This is a genomic window from Nevskia sp., assembly GCF_023266035.1.
GTDB lineage: Bacteria > Pseudomonadota > Gammaproteobacteria > Nevskiales > Nevskiaceae > Nevskia.
The window spans coordinates 1-17,842 of sequence record NZ_JAHFRY010000018.1 but is presented as its reverse complement, the minus strand read 5'-3'; the positions used below and the strand labels follow the sequence as shown (position 1 = coordinate 17,842).

Below are 17,842 nucleotides of genomic sequence, written 5' to 3'. Positions count from 1 at the left end.
CTTCTTCGTGCCGGAATCATGCCGCGCGCGGCAAGCTGGCGTAGCGGTCAAGATGCCGCTCGCGATCGCCGTAGAGGATCCCGAATGCAGTGAGCTGGCGGAAGTAATGGCCGACGTCAAGCTCTTCGGTGACACCGATCCCGCCGTGCAGCTGCACGGCATGCTGCGCCACGAATTTGCTCGTCTGGCCAAGATAAGCCTTGGCCGCAGAAACCGCTCGCCGGCGATCGGCCACGTTGGCGCTGCCGACGCGCACTGAAGCCATCAACACCATCGAACGGCTCTGTTCGACGTCGACATACATGTCGACCAAGCGATGCTGCAACACCTGGAAACTACCGATTGGAACCCCGAACTGCTTGCGAACCCGCAGGTACGCGGCGGTACGTTCGACCAGCGCCTGCATGGCCCCCAGTGCCTGCGCGCAGGCAGCAACTGTTGCATGGTCGAGAGCGTCATCCAGCAGTTCAAAGCCTTCCCCGATTGAACCCAGCAAAGCATCGGCGGACACACTTGCCCCATCCATGATCACGTTCGCAGCCGAGCCTCCGCCCATAAGCGGGTAGCGGACGAGGCTGACACCCGGGGCTGCGGGGTCGATCTCGAACAGGCTGATCCCGCCGTGGTCGCCGGGCTTGCCCGAGGTTCGTGCACTGATGATCAGGCCCTGCGCGTTGGGGGCGTTCAGCACGCATAGCTTGCTGCCATTGATCACGTAGCCCGAGCCCTTCGCCACCGCCCGGGTTGCACAGTGAGCCGGATTCTGACGGTCGCCGGGTTCAGCCCATCCAACCGCCAATTGCAGGTTGCCTGCCGCAAGCGCCTCCAACCGTTGCTGCTGCCGATCATTGCCGGCCAGGGTCAGCAGCCTGCCCGGGAGCACCAGACCAGAGACGTAGGGTTCCAGCACCATGCCAGCACCCAGTGCTTCGGCAACCAGGGTTACGTCGGTGCTGCTGCCGCCGAGGCCGCCAGCGGATTCCGGCAGGGGAAGGGCGAGCCAGCCGAATTCTGCCATCTGAGCCCAGGCGGCTGGATCGAGGTGTCCATCGAGCTTCAACGTCGTCCGGTAGCGATCGAATCCGTAGCCCTTGACCGCGAACTTGTTGGCACTGTCCTGCAGCAGCTGCTGCTCGGAGTTAAGGGAAAAGTCCATTGTTCCGCCTCCGTCTCAATTAGTGCCAAGCAGCAGCTTGGCAAGCAAGTTCTTCTGGATTTCGGTGCTGCCGCCGTAGATGGTGCAGGCGCGCAGAAAGTTGTAGCGTTGGGTTGCAGTGCGGAATACCGGGTCTCCAGTCGACACCTCGCCGAGCCACGGCAAGGCCGAAAGCCCTCCGAGTTCCACCTGTGCTTCAGAAATCGCCTGCTGCAGCTCGCTGCCGCGAATCTTGAGGCCTGATGACCCTGCACCCAGCGGCTCGCCTCGGGCAACACGGTCCAAGGTGCGCAGATTGGTGAATTCGAGCGCAAGAAGATCAACCTCCAGTGCCGCCAATCGCCGTCGCACCAGAGGGTCATCAGCAAGGCTCGCATCGCGGTTGACGGCACCATGCAGTTCGCCGATCTGGAAGTAGCTGTCCGCGATTCCGGCCAAACCCGTTCGCTCGTGAGTGAGCAAGTACTTCGCAATGGTCCAGCCCTGGCCTTCCTGGCCGACCAGATTGCCAACCGGCACCTGAACATCAGTCAGAAAAACTTCGTTCAGATGGTGCTCGCCATCAATGGTGGTGATAGGCCGGATCTCGATCCCCGGCGCACGCATATCGATCAGCAGGAAGGAAATGCCTTGCTGCTTGGGCACATCGGTATTGGTACGACACAGACAGAACATGTAGCTCGCCCAGTGCGCCTGGGTCGTCCAGATCTTCTGGCCATTGACGACATAGCGGTCACCGTGCCGAACCGCCTGGGTCTTCAGGCTGGCCAGATCGGAACCGGAGCCTGGTTCCGAATAGCCCTGACACCAGAATTCCTCGCCGCTGGCGATCTTCGGCAGGTAGCGTGACTGCTGTTCCGGCGTGCCGTAGGCCATCAGCACCGGCCCCAGCATCATCAGTCCGAAGGGGCTGAACGGCGGGGCGCCGGCCAGTGCCCGCTCGGTATCGAAGATGTAACGCTGCGTCGCGGTCCAGCCTGGCCCGCCGTACTCAGCGGGCCAGTTGCAGGCCAGCCAGCCTTTCTTGCCGAGCTTGTGCTCCCAGGCGGCCTGCGTTTCCCGGTGGTTCGGCAGGCCAATTTCTGGGCCAGCCTTCGGCGGAACATTGGCCTGCATCCAGGTGCGGATTTCGGCGCGGAACGCCTGGTCCTCTGGTGAAAAATCAAGATCCACGGGGAGATATCCTCAGATAGAGATGATGAGATAATTGGGTACCGCAATTCGGTATCGGATCGGCTTCACACCAGGCGGCGTGAAGCGCCGTGGCAGGCGCTCGTCGGTTTAGGCCGCCAGCAGCAGTCGGATCCAAAGAGCAACGATGGTGAACCAGCCCAGCGCATAGGCCTGCAGGCGTCTCACGACAACATTGCCGCGCAAGTGCACCCATGAATGCGCGAGCCTCGAGGCTACAAACAGCCAGGCAAGCCCCTGTGTCAATCCATCCTGCACGCCGGCGTGCATGAGCACGCTGCAGGTGAGCAGGAAGAGCAGGGGCACCTGGAACTGGTTGTCGTAATGACGGCCCAACACCACGTCCATTCCGGCGGACCTTCGCCGGAATACGTCGCGAAATAGGCCATCGCCACCTTGCCGGATTTCACCGCGCGCACGCGCACCACCATCAGGCTCAGGAACAGAGCGAAGATGTACAGGACGTAAAACGCTGCGGGATAGATCAGGGTAGACATCAGGCACTCTGGTGCGGGGGGGCATGGCAATGCAGGAATGCGATCACTGCCTCGCTGAACAGATCGTTGCGGTCCCCGGCCACCATGTGGCCTGCCTCTGCGACATCGGCCAGTTCCGCGTGCGGAATCAATTCCTGCAGGGCGCGAGCACCTGCTGGGCTGACCACGTCACTGCTGCCGCCACGCACCAGCAGGGTCGGAACGCGGATACGCCTCGCAGCATTCTCGCGGCGCTCTTGCTGAATCAGCGCTTCACCGGCCTGCGTGCGCGTGGCATGGTCAAGGAAGCGCGGGTCCCAGTGCCAGTACCAGCGCCCGTCGCGGTGTCGGAGGTTCTTGCGCAGGCCCTCGGTGCCGCGCGGGCGGGGCCGGTGCGGGTTGTAGGCGGCGACCGCGTCCACCGCCTCGTCGAGAGTGGCGAAGCCGGACGTGTGCGCTCGCATGAACTCGAGTACGCGTGCCACGCCGCTCGCCTCGAGACGGGCGGCGATGTCCACCAGCACCAGCGCCCTCGCATAGTCCTCTTCAGCCTCGCCGAGAGCCACCATCAAAGTGAGTCCGCCCATCGATGCGCCGACCAGGATGGGTCGCGCACTCAGCCTGGAGGTGACCGCGCGCAGGTCGCCAATCAGCGCTTCGGGGCTGTAATCACCGCACTCTGACCAGGCGCTGTCACCATGTCCACGAGCGTCGTAGGCCAGGGCGTAATAGCCGGCTTCAGCCAGCCGGATCGCCGTGCTCGCCCATGCATGGCGAGTTTGTCCTCCGCCATGCAGGAGAACCACCGGCACATGCGTCGGGTTGCCGGCTGACTCGCCGGCCAGACGAAGGCCGTTCAGCCCCAGGAGTTGAATGGGCTTGAGAGTAGCGGGTGCAATAGGGTCGTGTGCCAAGGGGAATGATCGGAAGTATCAGCGGGGCACAGCGGTCCCGGAATAGAGGTAACTGAGTACGCGTGGCCCACGTTCATAACCGGCCTTCAGTCCCTCGATGCGGAAGCCGGATCTCTCGATCAGTGCAGGAATGTTGCGATTGAGGTGGCAGCCGCCCCCGATCAGCTTCCAATACGGGGTGATCCCTTCCTGCCAGCGACGCACCCAGGCTTCAGGCGCTGAACCGTGTTCGGCAAACAGCATCCTGCCGCCGGGGGCAAGCAAGCGACGCATTTCGGACAGCGCTGCGTTAGGGTCGGAGATCGTGCACAGGCTGAAAGTGCAGACCACACAATCGAAGCTGGCATCGGCGACAGGAATCTTCTCGGCCGTCAACGGTACTTCTAGGATCTCCATTCCACGCTTGCGTGCCCGTCTCCGAGCCTTGCGATGAAGGCCGGGATCAACAGCGCACAGGCATTGGATCTGTTCTGGACGGTAATGGGCGATATTGCGTCCAGTACCGATCCCGATTTCCAGCACCCGCCCCGAGGCCTGCGGTACCAGACGCTGACGATGGCGCTCGAACATCGGCATACCGCACATCACGTCAATCATCGAGGGCAGGATGTTGCGTTCGTAAAAATTACGCATCGTTTTGGTGAGGGCCAAGGTGGTGAATTGGTCGGGCTTATTCCAGCGACCGAGCGATCAGTTCTTTCATAATTTCGTTGGTGCCGCCGTAGATCTTCTGTACGCGTGCATCCTGGTACATGCGTGCGATCGGATACTCGGTCATGTAGCCGAAACCGCCGAAGAACTGCAGGCATTCGTCGACGATCTCGCACTGCTTCTGCGTACCCCACCACTTGGCCATCGAGGCGGTCGCCGCATCGAGCTTGCCATCCAGCAATTTCTGAATACAGTGGTCGATGAACACCCGGCCGATGGTGAGTTCGGTCTGTCGCTCTGCCAGCTTGAAGCGCGTGTTCTGGAATTCCAGCAGGGTCTTGCCAAAAGCCTTGCGCTGACGGACGTAGTCCAGCGTGTGATGCATCGCCGCTTCCGCCGCAGCGATGGCGCCGACGCCGATGATCAGGCGCTCGCGGGGCAACTGATTCATGAGTTGGTAGAAGCCCTGGCCCTCGCGTCCGCCCAGCAGGTTTTCTGCCGGCACCCGCAGGTTCTCGAAAAACAGCTCTGCAGTGTCCTGACCCTTCTGGCCGATCTTGTGCAGCAGTCGGCCACGTTTGTAGCCTGGTAGCTCCGTCGGATTTTCGGCCGCGATCAGGGAGATACCCTTGGCACCTGCAGACAGATCCGTTTTGCAGACGATGATCAGCAGCCCGCAATGATGGCCATTGGAGATGAAGGTCTTGGAGCCGTTGATGAGATAGCTGTCGCCGTCCCGCTCGGCGCGCGTGCGTACCGCCTGCAGATCCGAACCGGTGCCGGGCTCGGTCATGGCGATGGCGCCGACCATTTCACCCGACGCCAGCTTTGGCAGCCAGCGCTTCTTCTGCTCTGGCGTGGCGCAGCCAACAATGTAGTGCGTGACGATTTCATGCACGCCCTTGGCCCAAGCCGTGTTGCCGGCATAGGCCTGTTCCTCGAGGATCACCGCCTCGTGCGCGAACGTGCCGCCGGCGCCACCGTATTCCTCGGCCACATCCGTGCACAGCAGCCCTGCCGCACCGGCCTTGTGCCAGAGATCGCGGTCCACGTACTGCCGTTCGGCCCACTGCTCCTCGTGTGGCGTGATTTCCGCAGCGATGAACTTGCGGACGTTATCGCGGAATAGCGTCAGTTCCTCGTTCATCCATGGCGATTCTGCCTTTTTCATGGTCGCGCTCACATCGAGAAGCCACCGCCGCAGATCAGCACCTGGCCGCTGACGTAGTCGGATTCCGGGATGCAGAACAGGTAAACGGAACCCGCTGCCTCAGTCGGCGTTCCCGCACGACCCAAAGGCACCATGGCTTCCATGGTCTTGAGCAGATCCGGATTGACCCCGACCTTGATCTTGCGGCCTTCGACGTCGATGCTGGCGTCGGTGCCGGCGGCCGCCTCGGTCAAGCGCGTCTTGATCAGGCCGAAGGCCACGCAGTTGACGTTGACCTTGTAGCGGCCCCACTCCTTGGACATGGCCTTGGTCAGGCCGATGATTGCGGCCTTGCCGGCCGAGTAATTGGCCTGGCCGGCATTGCCGCCGGTGCCTGCAATCGACGAGATGTTGACGACCTTGCGGAACACCTCGCGGCCTTCCATCGCTTCCTTCTTGGTCTGCACCCTAAGATACTCGGAAGCCGCACGCAGGATCTGGAACGGCGCGGTGACGTGCACGTCAATGATCGCGTGCCACTGCTCGTCGGTCATCTTGTGGATGACGTTGTCCCAGGTATAGCCAGCGTTGTTGACGATGATGTCCAGGCCACCTAGCTGCTCGATAGCGGTATTGACGAAGCGTTCGGCGAAGCCCTTCTCAGTCACGCTGCCTGCACAGGCCACCGCTTTTCCACCCATTGCGACAATGGCCGCGACGGTTTCCTCCGCTGGAACGGGATCGAGATCGTTGACGACAACACTGGCCCCTTCCGATGCGAGCTTCAGAGCGATTTCACGGCCGATGCCGCGGCCCGACCCGGTGACGAGTGCAACCTTGCCTGCGAGTTTCATGGAGTCTGATTCCTGAGTGTTGAATGTGATTACTTCAGCGCGACCAGCGCGTCGCCGGAGAGCTTGAGCTCCCCCTTGTCGTCAACGACGCCGATCTCCAGCTTCACGACCCGTTCACCGTTGCGTTCGAGCTTCTCCACCACCTTGCCGCCGCAGGTCAGCTTGGCGCCGATCGGCGTGATGGCCGAGAAGCGCACCGCGTATTGCCGGAGCTGCGTCTGAGGCGCCCAGTTAGTAAGGAAGCGGCCGAGGTATGCCATCGGCAACATGCCGTGCGCGAACACGTCCGGCATGCCTGCGGCCTTGGCGAAATCCAGATCAATGTGGACCGGGTTGTGGTCACCGGACGCACCCGCAAACAGCGCTAGCGTGGTACGCGTGACGCGCGGCAGCTTCAGCGCGGGGAGTTCGTCGCCGACCTTGACCTGATCGAATGTTGGGACGCTCATGCCGACTTCTCCTTGGGGTTGCGGGCCACGATGACGCTGCGGGCCTCCATGACCTTCACACCGTTCAGGTCGGTGATGACCGAGTCCTTCACGATGAATTCCAGTGCGCCGCCTTTCTTGTGGTAGATGTCGGCGATGCGCGACTCCACTTTCAGTACGTCGCCGGCGCAGACCTGCGCGTGGTAGGTGAAGCTCTGTTCGCCGTGCAGGATGTTGCCGATGGGCACGCCCAGCTCATCGAGCAGCGTGAACATGATGCCCGCGTCCAGGTCCGCCCCCATCAGGAAGGTGGGCGGCACCGGCAGGCTGCGATACCCCGCAGCCTTGGCCGCGGCCTCGTCGATGTATTCAGGCCGGGTCTCTCCAGTGGCCTTGGCGAAGAAGCGCAAGCGCCCCTTCTCCACTTCGAAAAAAGTGGTCGCGAGCTGCCGACCGATGTGCTTGGTGTCGATCATGAAAATTCCCCTCTCAGACCTGGTACATCGTCACGACGCAAGCACCACCGAGACCGAGGTTGTGCTGCAACGCAATGCGCGCACCCTTGACCTGTCGCGCCTCCGCAGTCCCACGCAGCTGCTGGACCAGTTCGGTGCACTGCGCAAGTCCGGTTGCACCCAGCGGATGGCCCTTCGACAACAGGCCACCGGAGGGATTGGTTACCACCCGTCCGCCATAAGTGTTATCGCCGTCGCGGATCATTTTTTCCGCACCGCCTTCCGGGGCAAGACGCAGGCCTTCATAGGTGAGCAGTTCATTGGTCGCAAAGCAGTCGTGAAGTTCCACGACATCGACGTCCGTCGGATCCACGCCTGCTGACGCATAGACCTGATCGCCGGCGGCGCGGGTCATGTCGTAGCCGACCAGCTGCATCATGTTTCCTGCGTCGAAGGTAGCCGGTGTGTCAGTGGTCATCGCCTGAGCGACGATCTTCACGCGCGAATCGAGCCCGTGAGTCTTGGCAAATTTTTCCGAGCAGACGATGGCAGCCGCAGCACCGCATGTCGGCGGGCAGGCCATCAAGCGCGTCAGCGGGCCGATCAGAGTCGGCGAAGCCATCACTTCATCGACCGTCACTTCCTTGCGAAAGAGCGCTACAGGATTGTTCATGGCATGACGGCTGGCCTTGGCGCGGATCTTCGCGAAGGTCTCGGCCTTGGTCCCGTACTTTTCCATGTGCGCCATGCCGGCGCCGCCGAAGTAGCGGATCGCCATCGGCACTTCAGGCTGGCCGACGAGCTGGTCGCAGACTTTGTCGAACGGCTCGAACGGCGTCGGGCGATCCGCGTAATAGGAACCTAGTGCTCCCGGCTTCATTTGCTCGAAACCGAGCGCGATCACGCAGTCAGCAGCACCGCTTTGTACGGCCTGACGAGCAAGAAACAGTGCAGTCGAGCCGGTAGAGCAATTGTTGTTGACATTGATCACCGGAATGCCAGTCATCCCTACTGGGTATAGCGCGCGCTGACCGCAGGTGGAATCACCGTAGACGTAACCCACATAGGCTTGTTGCACAAGCCGATAATCAACACCGGCATCAGTGAGTGCGCGGCGGGCTGCCTCGGCACCCATCTCGTAATAAGGTGCAGACATCCCGGGTTTTGCAAAGGGGACCATGCCGACACCAGCAACAATCACAGCTTGACTCATGTGCTTCTCCAGAATGAGAAAAATCGACTATAAATATAAAGAAGGCCTCGATTGACGAGACCAAAACGGGAGCGGGGTGAGGCCCGCCCGGCGTGGGATCATGTGAGCCAGCGCAAAGTCATCTCGATGATCCGCTTCACGCGCGCTGTATACGGCGGAAAGAACAGATGCACCATCCCGACGCGGGTGTCGGCAATTGCTCTGGCATGAGAGAACGCTCGAAATCCGAACTCCCCGTGCGTGCTGCCAAGCCCCGAATAATTGACGCCACCAAATGGCAGCAGGGGATGCAATGCTTGGACGACGGTGTTGTTGACGCAGGCTCCGCCCGAGGAGGTGCGGTCCAGCACGCGGCGGATGCGTGCACGGTCCTTGCCCCAGACGTACAGCGCAAGCGGTTTGTCGCCGCCGTTGATGCGGTCGATGACCGCGTCGAGTTCGTCAAACCGGATCACCGGTAGCAGCGGTCCGAAAATTTCCTCCTGCAGGATGGCGGCATCGGCGGGTACGCCTTCGAGCACCGTTGGTGAGACGTAGCAGTGTTCTTCCCTTACGTCGCCGCCGACGACGACCGTGGCACCGCGCGCACGTGCATCGTCCAGCAGTCGTCGCACGCGCGATGTGTGTCGGGCATTGACGATGCGGGCGAGGTCGGGCGACCGGAAGCGCGCGTCGTCATCTTTGCCGAAGACTTCCGCAAGCCGCTCGCGCACCAGATCCAGGAACTCGTCGGCGACCGAGTCGTGCACGAACAAGTGGTCGGGCGCGATGCAGGTCTGGCCGTTGTTCATGAACTTGGACCAGCACACATTGTGTGCAGCGGCCTTGAGATCGGCGCTGGCATCGATGATGGTCGGACTCTTGCCTCCCAGTTCAAGGGTCACGCTGGTGAGGTGTCGCGCCGCCGCAGCCATCACCACCTTGCCGAGAGCTGGTGCTCCGGTGAAGAAGATGTGATCAAATGGCAGATCGAGAAGCGCTTGAGCGACGTCGGATTCGCCCTGAAACATCGCGACTTCATCTGACGGAAAGCTTTCATCAATGATCTTCTGCATCTCAGCAGCAAGATTGGGCGTCATTTCCGAAGGCTTGATAATCGCGGTATTGCCAGCAGCGAGTGCCAGGACCAGTGGGCAGAAGCTGAGGTTCACCGGGTAATTCCAGGGGGCGATGATTAAGCAGCGCCCACGTGGCTGGTACTCGATGCTTCCACGCGTTCCGGCCATCAACGGAGAAAATCCGACACGCGTTGGCTTCATCCAGCGTTTCAGCCGACGGATGGCCATGTTGGCTTCGGAGACTACGGTGAAAATCTCGGTCAGATTGACTTCGGCCTCCGGCTTGCGGAAGTCAGCGGCTGCAGCGATTCGCAGCGCTGGCGCAGCTGCCAGTACCGCATCGCGCAATTTTCGGATCCTCGCGATTCGCTGCCCCACCGTCGATAAGCGCCAGCGCAGTGCTGTCGTCTGCTGTGACTCGAACACGGCACGAACTGAATGGCCGCCTGCCAGGTGCAGGTTGTCGGGACGGACAAGCGGTACCGAGGTTGTCAAGAGGTCAGTTTCCGTTGGCATGCTGATTTGATCGAGCCGCGAAGGCAGACATTAAAAGCGAAACTTGGCAAAAAATCAAACTACTGTTAGTTATTTCTATAACCTATGCTACCAAGGGCCTTCATGTGCAGGAAATTCAGCGGTGCCATTGCTCGACAAGCCCACGGAGATGGTTGGCTCTGCGGCAAAGGCACCTTCGATTGACCGGCAAAGCCAAAATTACGACAGCAGACCGAACGCCTCATCTCGAATAGGCTTGAAGATGCGATCAAAATAAGCTAACGTTCGTTAGAAACCGTCGTATAAAAACGGCATTAAAAAAATACGGTCAGCCATGGGCAATAGGCCGAGATCATTCGTTAACGGGGGTAATCGATGCATTCAGAAGCGCAAGGCAAATTTTCCAAACTGTTTGTCCGTGTCACTGAGCCGATCGTGTTTGGTAACCGCGGCCGCACCTTGCTGGTATTGGCGGCGGTAACAATTTTCATGGTCTGGCAGGCGCTTCACCTCAAGGTCGATTCCGGCTTCGAGAAGCAGTTGCCGCTTGGCCATCCGTACATCAAGGTATTCAAGCAGTACGAAAAGGAATTCGGTGGTGCGAACGTGGTGTTGTTCGCAGTCACTGAGAAAAAGGAAAAGGACATCTACAACCCGGCGTTCATGAACACGCTGAGGGCAGTAACCGACTCGGTCACCTTCCTGCCGGGCACCGATCGCGCTCGAGTCAGTTCGATCTTCACGCCGGACGTGCGTTATCTGGAAGTCGTCGAAGAAGGCTTCGCCGGCGGCAACGTGATCTCGGCGGATTTCACGCCGACGCCGGAGAACCTCGACAAGGTCAAGGCCAATGTATCGAAGGCCGGCATCATCGGTCGCTTGGTCGCCAACGATCAGCGCGGCGCGATGATCTTTTCGGAACTGCTCGAAAAAGACCCGATCACCGGAAAAACCATCGACTACATCAAGACGGCAGGTGTCATCGAGGACATCCGCCAGAAGTACATTAATTCGAAGATGTACGAATACCGGTTGAAGGCCGACCACGAGCCTTTGAAGGCGGGCGAGGTGGTCAGGCGGGAGTATCACGACCCGCGCAGCCTCTTTTTCCGGTTCAAGACCATCGTCGTCGATACCGAGGCTGCCGATGGAAGTAGCCAGGTGTTTGAACTGGAAGGCAGTGATTTCGATGTTGCCGAAGTCGCCAACCCGAATTTCAATCCCGATATTGATATTCACATTATCGGCTTTGCGAAGGTCGTTGGCGACGTTGCCGACTCGCTGCTCGAAGTGGTTGGGTTTTTCTTTCTCACTCTGGCGCTGACCTGGATGCTGCTGACGCTGTACACCGGCTCCGCGCTGATCGCGCTGATCCCGTTGTCCTGCGCAGTGCTGGCGGTAATCTGGGAACTCGGCATGCTGCATCTGTTCGGCTATGCGCTGGATCCGTTCGGTATCCTGGTGCCGTTTCTGGTGCTGTCGATCGGTGTGTCGCATGGCATCCAGATCACCAGCTTCTGGCTTTACGAAGTCGCCGATCATGGTCTCGACAGTTTTGCAGCGTCGCGGGCGACCTACCGGCGTCTTGTCGTGCCGGGTATTTCAGCGGTGCTGACCAATGTCGTCGGCTTCGGCACCATCTTGCTGGTGCCGATCGGCATCGTTCAGGAAATGGCGGTCAACGCCATGTTCGGCCTTGTCGCGATCATCTTCTGCAAGAAGATGCTGCTGCCCTGTCTGCTGTCCTACGCGAAGATCAGCAACCCGGTCGAATTCCGGGCTCACCAGGCGCGTCGTGACCGCATCTTCGAGCCAATCTGGAGCGCTGTTTCCACGCTTACTCTGAAGCCTTTTGCGATCGGCACCATTGTGTTGTCCATCGGTTTCTATCTCTACAATGATCACGTTGCGAAGGATCTGAAGATCGGCGAGTTGCTTGACGGCGTTCCAGAGCTGCGTCCTGATTCTCGTTACAATCGCGACTCTAAGACGATTGTCGACAATTTCTCGATCGGCGTTGACGTGATGAAGGTGATCGCAGAGTCGAAAGCTGATGGTTGCATCGACCATGGCATCATCGAGAATATCGATCGTTTTTCGTGGCGAATGCAGAACACGCCTGGCGTGCAGTCGACGCTGTCGCTGCCGCAGGCTCAGAGGAAAGTATTCAATGCCTATGGCGAATCGAATCCGAAATGGAACGTTCTTCCTCGGGAGAGTGGGGCGCTGGTAATCACGGTCCAACCTTTTCCTAGCTCTACGGGTTTACTGAATGAAGACTGCAGCGCCATTCCGGTGTTCATCTTCACTGCCGACCATAAAGCAGAAACCATAGACGGGATCGTCTCCGGAATCGACAAGTTCATTGCCGAACAGCCCGCTGACTCGCCGGTCAAGTTCAGCAAGGCGACAGGCAATGTCGGCGTCATGGCGGCGGTTAATGATGTCGTCGCCGAAACCGAGCCGACCGTGCTGTTCTGGGTCTACGCCGGCATCGCGCTGTGCGTGTTCATCTCGTTCCGCACCATTTCAAGCGTCATCTGTGTGCTGTTCCCGCTGGCATTGGTGTCGGTGATGTCCTATGCCGTGATGGTCTGGCTGCAGATCGGTGTAAAGGTCTCGACATTGCCGGTGGCTGCTTTTGCGGCGGGCATCGGAGTCGACTACGGCATTTACATCTATTCGGTGCTCGAGGAGTGCGTGAAGAACGGCATGAGCCTGCGCGATGCCTACAAGCAGACCCTGCACCAGACCGGCAAGGCGGTGGTGTTCACCTCGTTGGCGCTGGCTGGTTCGGTCTGCACCTGGTTGTTTTCGGGCCTGCAGTTCCAGGTCGACATGGGCATTCTGTTGACCATCATGTTCGTAGCCAATGCTGTCGCTGCGGTTCTGCTGCTGCCAGCTTTTGCCTACTTTTTGCTTAAGCCCGAGAAGCTGATAGCGAAGGCTGCGAAGGAAGCTGCAAAGGCTGAGGCTGCAGCAGCTAAGGCCTCTGCGAAGTAGCGCAAGAAAAATTACAAATTGTCTTACGAGATAGGCTGAGGGGTCGATGGCTCTGAGCTTTGGCACCCGCAGCTCAGCAGGAGGAAATCGGAGTAATCCGGTTTGTGCGATGCCGCGTCAATGTCGCTGGTGCGCCGACGATGGGACGCGGTAACCAACAGTCGTTCAACGAGCAAGAGAGATCGATAGATGAAGAAGCGAATTTGGATGTCGTCATTGATGGCGGCGTTGGTGGCAATGACCGCACCGGCATACGCGAAGGTCAGCCCTGAGGAAGCCGCCAAGCTCGGCAAGGAGCTGACGCCAGTCGGTGCCGAAAAGGCTGGCAACAAGGAAGGCACGATTCCGGCCTGGACACCGCAGAAGGCGCGCGGCGCACTCAAGGGCGAGTATGCGAACGATCCGGAGTTGGCCAATGAAAAGCCGTTGATGGTGATCGAGGCGAAAGACGTCGCCAAGTACGCGGACAAACTGTCCGAAGGCCACAAGGAATTGTTCAAGCGTTATCCAGGCACCTACAAGATGCAGGTATACCCATCACACCGAAAGTATACGTTCCCGGACAAGCTGCTTGATGAGACAAAGCTGAACGCAACGCGCGCTGAGCTCGACGGCGTCGACAATCCGAAGGGCGCTTTCGTAGGCTTCCCGTTCCCGATTCCACAAAGCGGAGCAGAGCCGGTTTGGAATCATCGCGTGAAGTACCGCGGTGGCGCCCAACGGCGTTATAACAATCAGATGATTGTTCAGCAGGACGGAAAATTCTCTCAGACCAAAGTGGTCGAGGATGTTAAGTTCTACTACTCGAATATCAATAACAAGACGCCGATCGAGTTGAAGCCGGGTGCGGACTTCCTGCGCTATCTGTCGGAAACGATCTCGCCGCCGCGTGTTGCCGGAACTTTCATTCTGGTCCACGAAAAGGCAGGGTTTGGACCTGAGGGCCGGTCCGCATGGTTGTATGCGCCGGTGCTGAAGCGCATCCGCCGCGCACCAGCAGTCTGCTGCGATAACCCGTATGAAGGCACCGACGGCCATCAGTTCTACGATCAGGTCGATATGTACAACGGCGTGCTCGAGCGCTTTACATGGAAGCTCGTCGGCAAGAAGGAAATGTATATCCCGTATAACAGCTACAAGATCGCGGGGCCATCGGTCAAGTACAAGGATATTGCGCGTCCGAATCACGTCAATACTGATCTTCCGCGCTACGAGCTGCATCGTGTCTGGGTTGTTGAAGCAAACAACAAACCGGAACAGCGCCATACTTTCAAGAAGCGGACGATGTATTTCGATGAAGATACCTGGAATATCGTCGCGATCGATGACTATGATCAGCAGGGCAAACTCCTGCAGTTCCAGGAAGGCCACCTGATTCAGTATGCGAACGTACTCGCTGCGACGACGCAGCCAGAAGTGATCTATCACTTCGATTCAGGTCGTTACTTCGTGACGGCGATGAATAACGAAGATCAGCCGTATGACCAGACGGTGACTTTCAGTGATGACGACTTCAGTGCTGATACGGTTCAGAAGCGGACATCGAAGTAAAGTTAAGGCTGCGCAGTAGGCACGAGTCCGGGTTACGAAAGTTGTAACCCGGATTTTCACTGGCTTTCAATAAAGCCGGGAACCTTGGCTATCTTGTGCGAATTGGGGGAAACAGAAATGAAGCAGAAAAGTGCTCACGTTTGGATATTTGGTGCTTTGGGAGTTGGATTTTGGTCGATGGCTGCATCGGCGGTTGAACTGGATGTGAAGTTTCTGGATCAGGATTTCAACGCGGTTCTCAATCAGACGCTAACCGCAGGTGCAGCGTTTCGTATCGAAGAACGGGATAGCCGCCTGATAGGAAAGGCAAACATTAATCCCAACGTATGCACGGGTGTCTATCAGCTTTGCCAGGGCTTGAACCGAACGCAGACTTATCCTGCCGAGCAATTGCGTCGGTCTCCGGGCGCACCATCCCTTAACTTTGATGACGGCGATCTTAATTTCGACCGCGGCGACATCACACAGTCCCCGATCGTCTGGACGCATGATCTCAAGATCGAATCCGGCGACTATGGCTTTTTCTATCGAGGACGAGCCATCTACGATCCGGCGCTGTACCACGGCAAAGTGAAATACCGGAATCGGATCACGAGTGGAAATTTTTCTAGTGTCGGAATATCCGGCGGTGGAGTCGGCATCAACGGCGGCAGCCCTTCGAATCGCTACTATGATCAGGTTTACGGACCCGGTGGTGCCTTTGAGGAAGCCCGCAACGAGGACGAAGCCCAGCAGATCGGCTTGAGGTATCAGCCGCTTGACACCAACTTCTTCGGTAGGTTTTCCCTTCCAGGTGATCGGCAACTGCAGGTTCGTCTGGGGCGCCAGACGGTGCAATGGGGTGAAGCTACCGTCGCGATCGTGAATTCAATCAATCAGGCCCAGCCTATCAATGCAAATGCGTTCTTCCGCAGCGGCAACGGCCTATTGGAAGATCTTTATATTCCGGTCAACATGCTGCGGATGTCCACGAACATCGTAGACAGCCTTTCGATCGAAGGTTATTACCAATTCGAGTCCCGCATCGTTGAGGTGCCGACACCGGGGACATTCAACTCGTTCATTGATGTTGGCACCCCCAATCAGCGTGATGCAGTTAACGCCAGTTTTGGCTCCGCAGCGGATGATCTCGAAGGCTTGGCAGGCGGCAGGCTGGACAACCCGTTGACTACAATCACGCCAACGGCTCTACGCATCCCGCGTCTGCCCGATCGTGAGGCCAAGGACAGCGGGCAGTTCGGTTTCAAATTGACGCATTTTGCCGAATGGTTGAATAACGGTACAGATCTCAGTCTGTACTTCATGAACTATCATTCCAAACTTCCTTATGCGAGTACGTATGCAACGGATGCCAGTTGCGCGCGCCGTGAAGGGAATGCGTTCGGTATGGATGCTGTCAGTTCCACGACGTTTCTTTCTTACTGTCCGAATCTTCCAATTGCATTGAACACGAGCAGCAGCAGTCAGATTGTTCAAGAGGCTGCGCAATTGATTGCCACGAACCCACTGGTTTTGCAAGACTTGGGTGGTTCTCTGCTGGGATTTGCAAATCTTCTCCTGCCACGCCCTGGGCTGCAAATTTCTGACGCTGTGCCGTTCGATACAGCACGCATCCAGTTGTCTTATCCTGAAAATAGAAAATTATTCGGATTCAGCTTCAATACGACTTATGGTGATTACTCCTATCAAGGTGAAATCTCGTATCGGCCAAATTTGCCTTTGCAGGTATCAGTAGTGGATCTTGCCTTTGCGGCGTTTGGGCCTACATTGTCTCGATGCCATGACCAGACCATCGGCTGCCGTGGAACCACCAATACCATTGCATTCACTGAAAATGGAGGAAATTCTTATTCTCTATATCCAAGTAATAACTTTGTTGACGAGAATGGCAATAACCCGTATCCGGACAATCTAAGCCTGCTCGTGGGATCGGTTCCCGGTTCGGCTCGCTCCTTTCCCAATTTCATTACTCCGTATCGTGGTGGAACTATCGGCGAGAATGCACCGAACTCCTACATCCAGGGCTGGATTCCTGGCAAGGTCATGCAATACGCTTTTGGGGCCACGCGTGTCTTGGGTGGCTCGGAAAACTGGATTGGCGCGGATCAAGTCATTTTGTTGTACGAAGTGGCTGCGACCCATGTCCTGAATCTCCCGAAGTATGATCAATTGCAGATTGAGGGGCCGTTTGGCGCGTCGACACATGCCTCGGCGGGTGCCGATGGCAGTGGTGCCGATGGTTCCAGACTTGCTTGCTCGACAAATCCAGCATGTTCGATCGGTGGGGATGGCTTGCGCTTCAACCCCTACCAGGCAAGCCGCAATCAGTTCGCGCATGCACTAGCAGGTGGGTATCGCGTGGTCAGCAGAATCAGTTATGAATCCGTGCTTCCCGGCATTTCGATTCAGCCCATTCTGATCTTTCAGCACGACGTCTACCATAACTCGCCGGGGCCAGGTGCTAACTTCGTCGAGGGCCGTATTCAGCTGAATTCGATTTTTGAGATCCGCTACGAGAAGGCCACGTCGTTGTCCATTACTTACAATATGTACACGCGTGGTGGTGCAAACAACAGCATTCGCGATCGTGACAACATCGGCTTCTTCCTCAAATATCAGTTCTAAAGAACTTCCGCTGTAACAGATCCTGCTATCGGGCAAAGATAATGACTGAGCACTGTAAAAAATCGGTAAGCATGAGCTTCGGGCTAAGCCTCGTTGCCCTGTCAATGTCGGCGATGTCTCAAGGGGAGGCACCTGATGTTGCGGCAGGAAGTCTGGATACAGCGGAAATTCAAGCCTCATCGGTTGCTTCATCTTCGACGCAGCCTCATGTTGTGGAAATGGCTGTCAAGGCACCCAGTAGTCCACTCGTTAAAGTCGTCAATACCGGCGAACGCTATGTTGCTGTTGGCAACCGGGGGCATATTCTTGTGTCGGCGGATGCAAGAAAATGGTTGCAGGCTAAAACGCCTGTGGACAGTCTTTTGACGAGTGTGACCTTTACAGATACAAAAAATGGTTGGGCTGTTGGTCACGATTCGGTGATACTTCATACCTCTGATGGCGGCATAACCTGGATACTGCAGAACTTCCAGCCGGATTTGAATAAACCTCTCTTCGATGTGTTGTTCATCGATGCTAATCGAGGATATGCAGTTGGGGCCTATGGCCTCTTTTTGTCCACCACTGATGGTGGTATAACGTGGTCTCAGGTTGCGGCTAACCCTGTCACCGAAGATGAACG

15 protein-coding genes are annotated in these 17,842 nt (G+C 58.0%); 4 read left to right on the top strand and 11 right to left on the bottom strand.

Features of this window, described 5'->3' with window-relative positions:
- Positions 1-16: 16 nt before the first annotated feature.
- The 11 genes from Q0D45_RS04180 to Q0D45_RS04130 all read right to left on the bottom strand — a co-directional run bounded on the left by Q0D45_RS04180 (position 17) and on the right by Q0D45_RS04130 (position 10,041).
- Positions 17-1,156 carry an acyl-CoA dehydrogenase family protein gene (locus Q0D45_RS04180; protein WP_293388967.1) on the bottom strand — a complete coding sequence of 380 codons (1,140 nt, stop codon included), beginning with the start codon at positions 1,154-1,156 and terminating at the stop codon, positions 17-19.
- Positions 1,157-1,171: 15 nt separating this feature from the next.
- Entirely contained in the window at positions 1,172-2,329 is a 1,158-nt protein-coding gene (locus Q0D45_RS04175) for an acyl-CoA dehydrogenase family protein (protein WP_293388964.1), read from the bottom strand.
- 108 nt (positions 2,330-2,437) lie between these two features.
- The gene (locus tag Q0D45_RS21575) at positions 2,438-2,695 is read right to left on the bottom strand and encodes an MAPEG family protein (RefSeq protein WP_366946345.1); all 258 of its coding nucleotides are present in this window, start codon (positions 2,693-2,695) and stop codon (positions 2,438-2,440) included.
- A 148-nt stretch (positions 2,696-2,843) separates the two neighbouring features.
- Positions 2,844-3,737 (bottom strand): alpha/beta hydrolase, encoded by an 894-nt coding sequence (locus Q0D45_RS04165; protein WP_293388958.1) that lies wholly within the window; start codon positions 3,735-3,737, stop codon positions 2,844-2,846.
- Between the two features lie 18 nt (positions 3,738-3,755).
- On the bottom strand, positions 3,756-4,388 hold the full coding sequence (locus Q0D45_RS04160) for a class I SAM-dependent methyltransferase (RefSeq protein WP_293388955.1): 633 nt from the start codon (positions 4,386-4,388) through the stop codon (positions 3,756-3,758).
- Positions 4,389-4,407: 19 nt separating this feature from the next.
- Positions 4,408-5,535, bottom strand: coding sequence for an acyl-CoA dehydrogenase family protein (locus Q0D45_RS04155; protein ID WP_293388952.1), 1,128 nt, complete (start codon positions 5,533-5,535; stop codon positions 4,408-4,410).
- Positions 5,536-5,567: 32 nt separating this feature from the next.
- The gene (locus Q0D45_RS04150; protein WP_293388949.1) at positions 5,568-6,392 is read right to left on the bottom strand and encodes an SDR family NAD(P)-dependent oxidoreductase; all 825 of its coding nucleotides are present in this window, start codon (positions 6,390-6,392) and stop codon (positions 5,568-5,570) included.
- 29 nt (positions 6,393-6,421) lie between these two features.
- Complete coding sequence (locus Q0D45_RS04145; RefSeq protein WP_293388946.1) at positions 6,422-6,841, bottom strand: MaoC family dehydratase; 420 nt, start codon at positions 6,839-6,841, stop codon at positions 6,422-6,424.
- Positions 6,838-7,296 carry a MaoC family dehydratase N-terminal domain-containing protein gene (locus tag Q0D45_RS04140; protein ID WP_293388943.1) on the bottom strand — a complete coding sequence of 153 codons (459 nt, stop codon included), beginning with the start codon at positions 7,294-7,296 and terminating at the stop codon, positions 6,838-6,840. Before Q0D45_RS04140 ends, Q0D45_RS04145 begins: the two co-directional genes overlap by 4 nt.
- 13 nt (positions 7,297-7,309) lie before the next feature.
- Positions 7,310-8,488, bottom strand: coding sequence for a lipid-transfer protein (locus tag Q0D45_RS04135; RefSeq protein ID WP_293388940.1), 1,179 nt, complete (start codon positions 8,486-8,488; stop codon positions 7,310-7,312).
- 98 nt (positions 8,489-8,586) lie between these two features.
- On the bottom strand, positions 8,587-10,041 hold the full coding sequence (locus Q0D45_RS04130) for an aldehyde dehydrogenase family protein (protein WP_293388938.1): 1,455 nt from the start codon (positions 10,039-10,041) through the stop codon (positions 8,587-8,589).
- Between the two features lie 375 nt (positions 10,042-10,416).
- On the opposite strand from Q0D45_RS04130, the gene Q0D45_RS04125 reads away from it, so the two are divergent.
- The 4 genes from Q0D45_RS04125 to Q0D45_RS04110 all read left to right on the top strand — a co-directional run.
- Positions 10,417-13,044: an MMPL family transporter gene (locus Q0D45_RS04125; RefSeq protein WP_293388935.1), complete on the top strand. Its 2,628-nt coding sequence runs from the start codon at positions 10,417-10,419 to the stop codon at positions 13,042-13,044.
- 189 nt (positions 13,045-13,233) lie between these two features.
- Complete coding sequence (locus tag Q0D45_RS04120) at positions 13,234-14,595, top strand: DUF1329 domain-containing protein (protein WP_293388933.1); 1,362 nt, start codon at positions 13,234-13,236, stop codon at positions 14,593-14,595.
- Positions 14,596-14,712: 117 nt separating this feature from the next.
- Positions 14,713-17,220: a DUF1302 family protein gene (locus Q0D45_RS04115; protein ID WP_293388931.1), complete on the top strand. Its 2,508-nt coding sequence runs from the start codon at positions 14,713-14,715 to the stop codon at positions 17,218-17,220.
- A gap of 71 nt (positions 17,221-17,291) precedes the next feature.
- Positions 17,292-17,842: YCF48-related protein (locus tag Q0D45_RS04110; protein ID WP_293388929.1), on the top strand; the 551-nt coding region annotated here is incomplete at its 3' end.

What these genes read in the sequence shown, in the direction of transcription:
- Q0D45_RS04180 (WP_293388967.1), bottom strand. Translation starts at nt 1,156, where the DNA reads ATGGACTTTTCCCTTAACTCCGAGCAGCAGCTGCTGCAGGACAGTGCC.
- Q0D45_RS21575 (WP_366946345.1), bottom strand. Translation starts at nt 2,695, where the DNA reads ATGGACGTGGTGTTGGGCCGTCATTACGACAACCAGTTCCAGGTGCCC.
- Q0D45_RS04155 (WP_293388952.1), bottom strand. Translation starts at nt 5,535, where the DNA reads ATGAACGAGGAACTGACGCTATTCCGCGATAACGTCCGCAAGTTCATC.
- Q0D45_RS04150 (WP_293388949.1), bottom strand. Translation starts at nt 6,392, where the DNA reads ATGAAACTCGCAGGCAAGGTTGCACTCGTCACCGGGTCGGGCCGCGGC.
- Q0D45_RS04145 (WP_293388946.1), bottom strand. Translation starts at nt 6,841, where the DNA reads ATGAGCGTCCCAACATTCGATCAGGTCAAGGTCGGCGACGAACTCCCC.
- Q0D45_RS04140 (WP_293388943.1), bottom strand. Translation starts at nt 7,296, where the DNA reads ATGATCGACACCAAGCACATCGGTCGGCAGCTCGCGACCACTTTTTTC.
- Q0D45_RS04135 (WP_293388940.1), bottom strand. Translation starts at nt 8,488, where the DNA reads ATGAGTCAAGCTGTGATTGTTGCTGGTGTCGGCATGGTCCCCTTTGCA.
- Q0D45_RS04125 (WP_293388935.1), top strand. Translation starts at nt 10,417, where the DNA reads ATGCATTCAGAAGCGCAAGGCAAATTTTCCAAACTGTTTGTCCGTGTC.
- Q0D45_RS04120 (WP_293388933.1), top strand. Translation starts at nt 13,234, where the DNA reads ATGAAGAAGCGAATTTGGATGTCGTCATTGATGGCGGCGTTGGTGGCA.
- Q0D45_RS04115 (WP_293388931.1), top strand. Translation starts at nt 14,713, where the DNA reads ATGAAGCAGAAAAGTGCTCACGTTTGGATATTTGGTGCTTTGGGAGTT.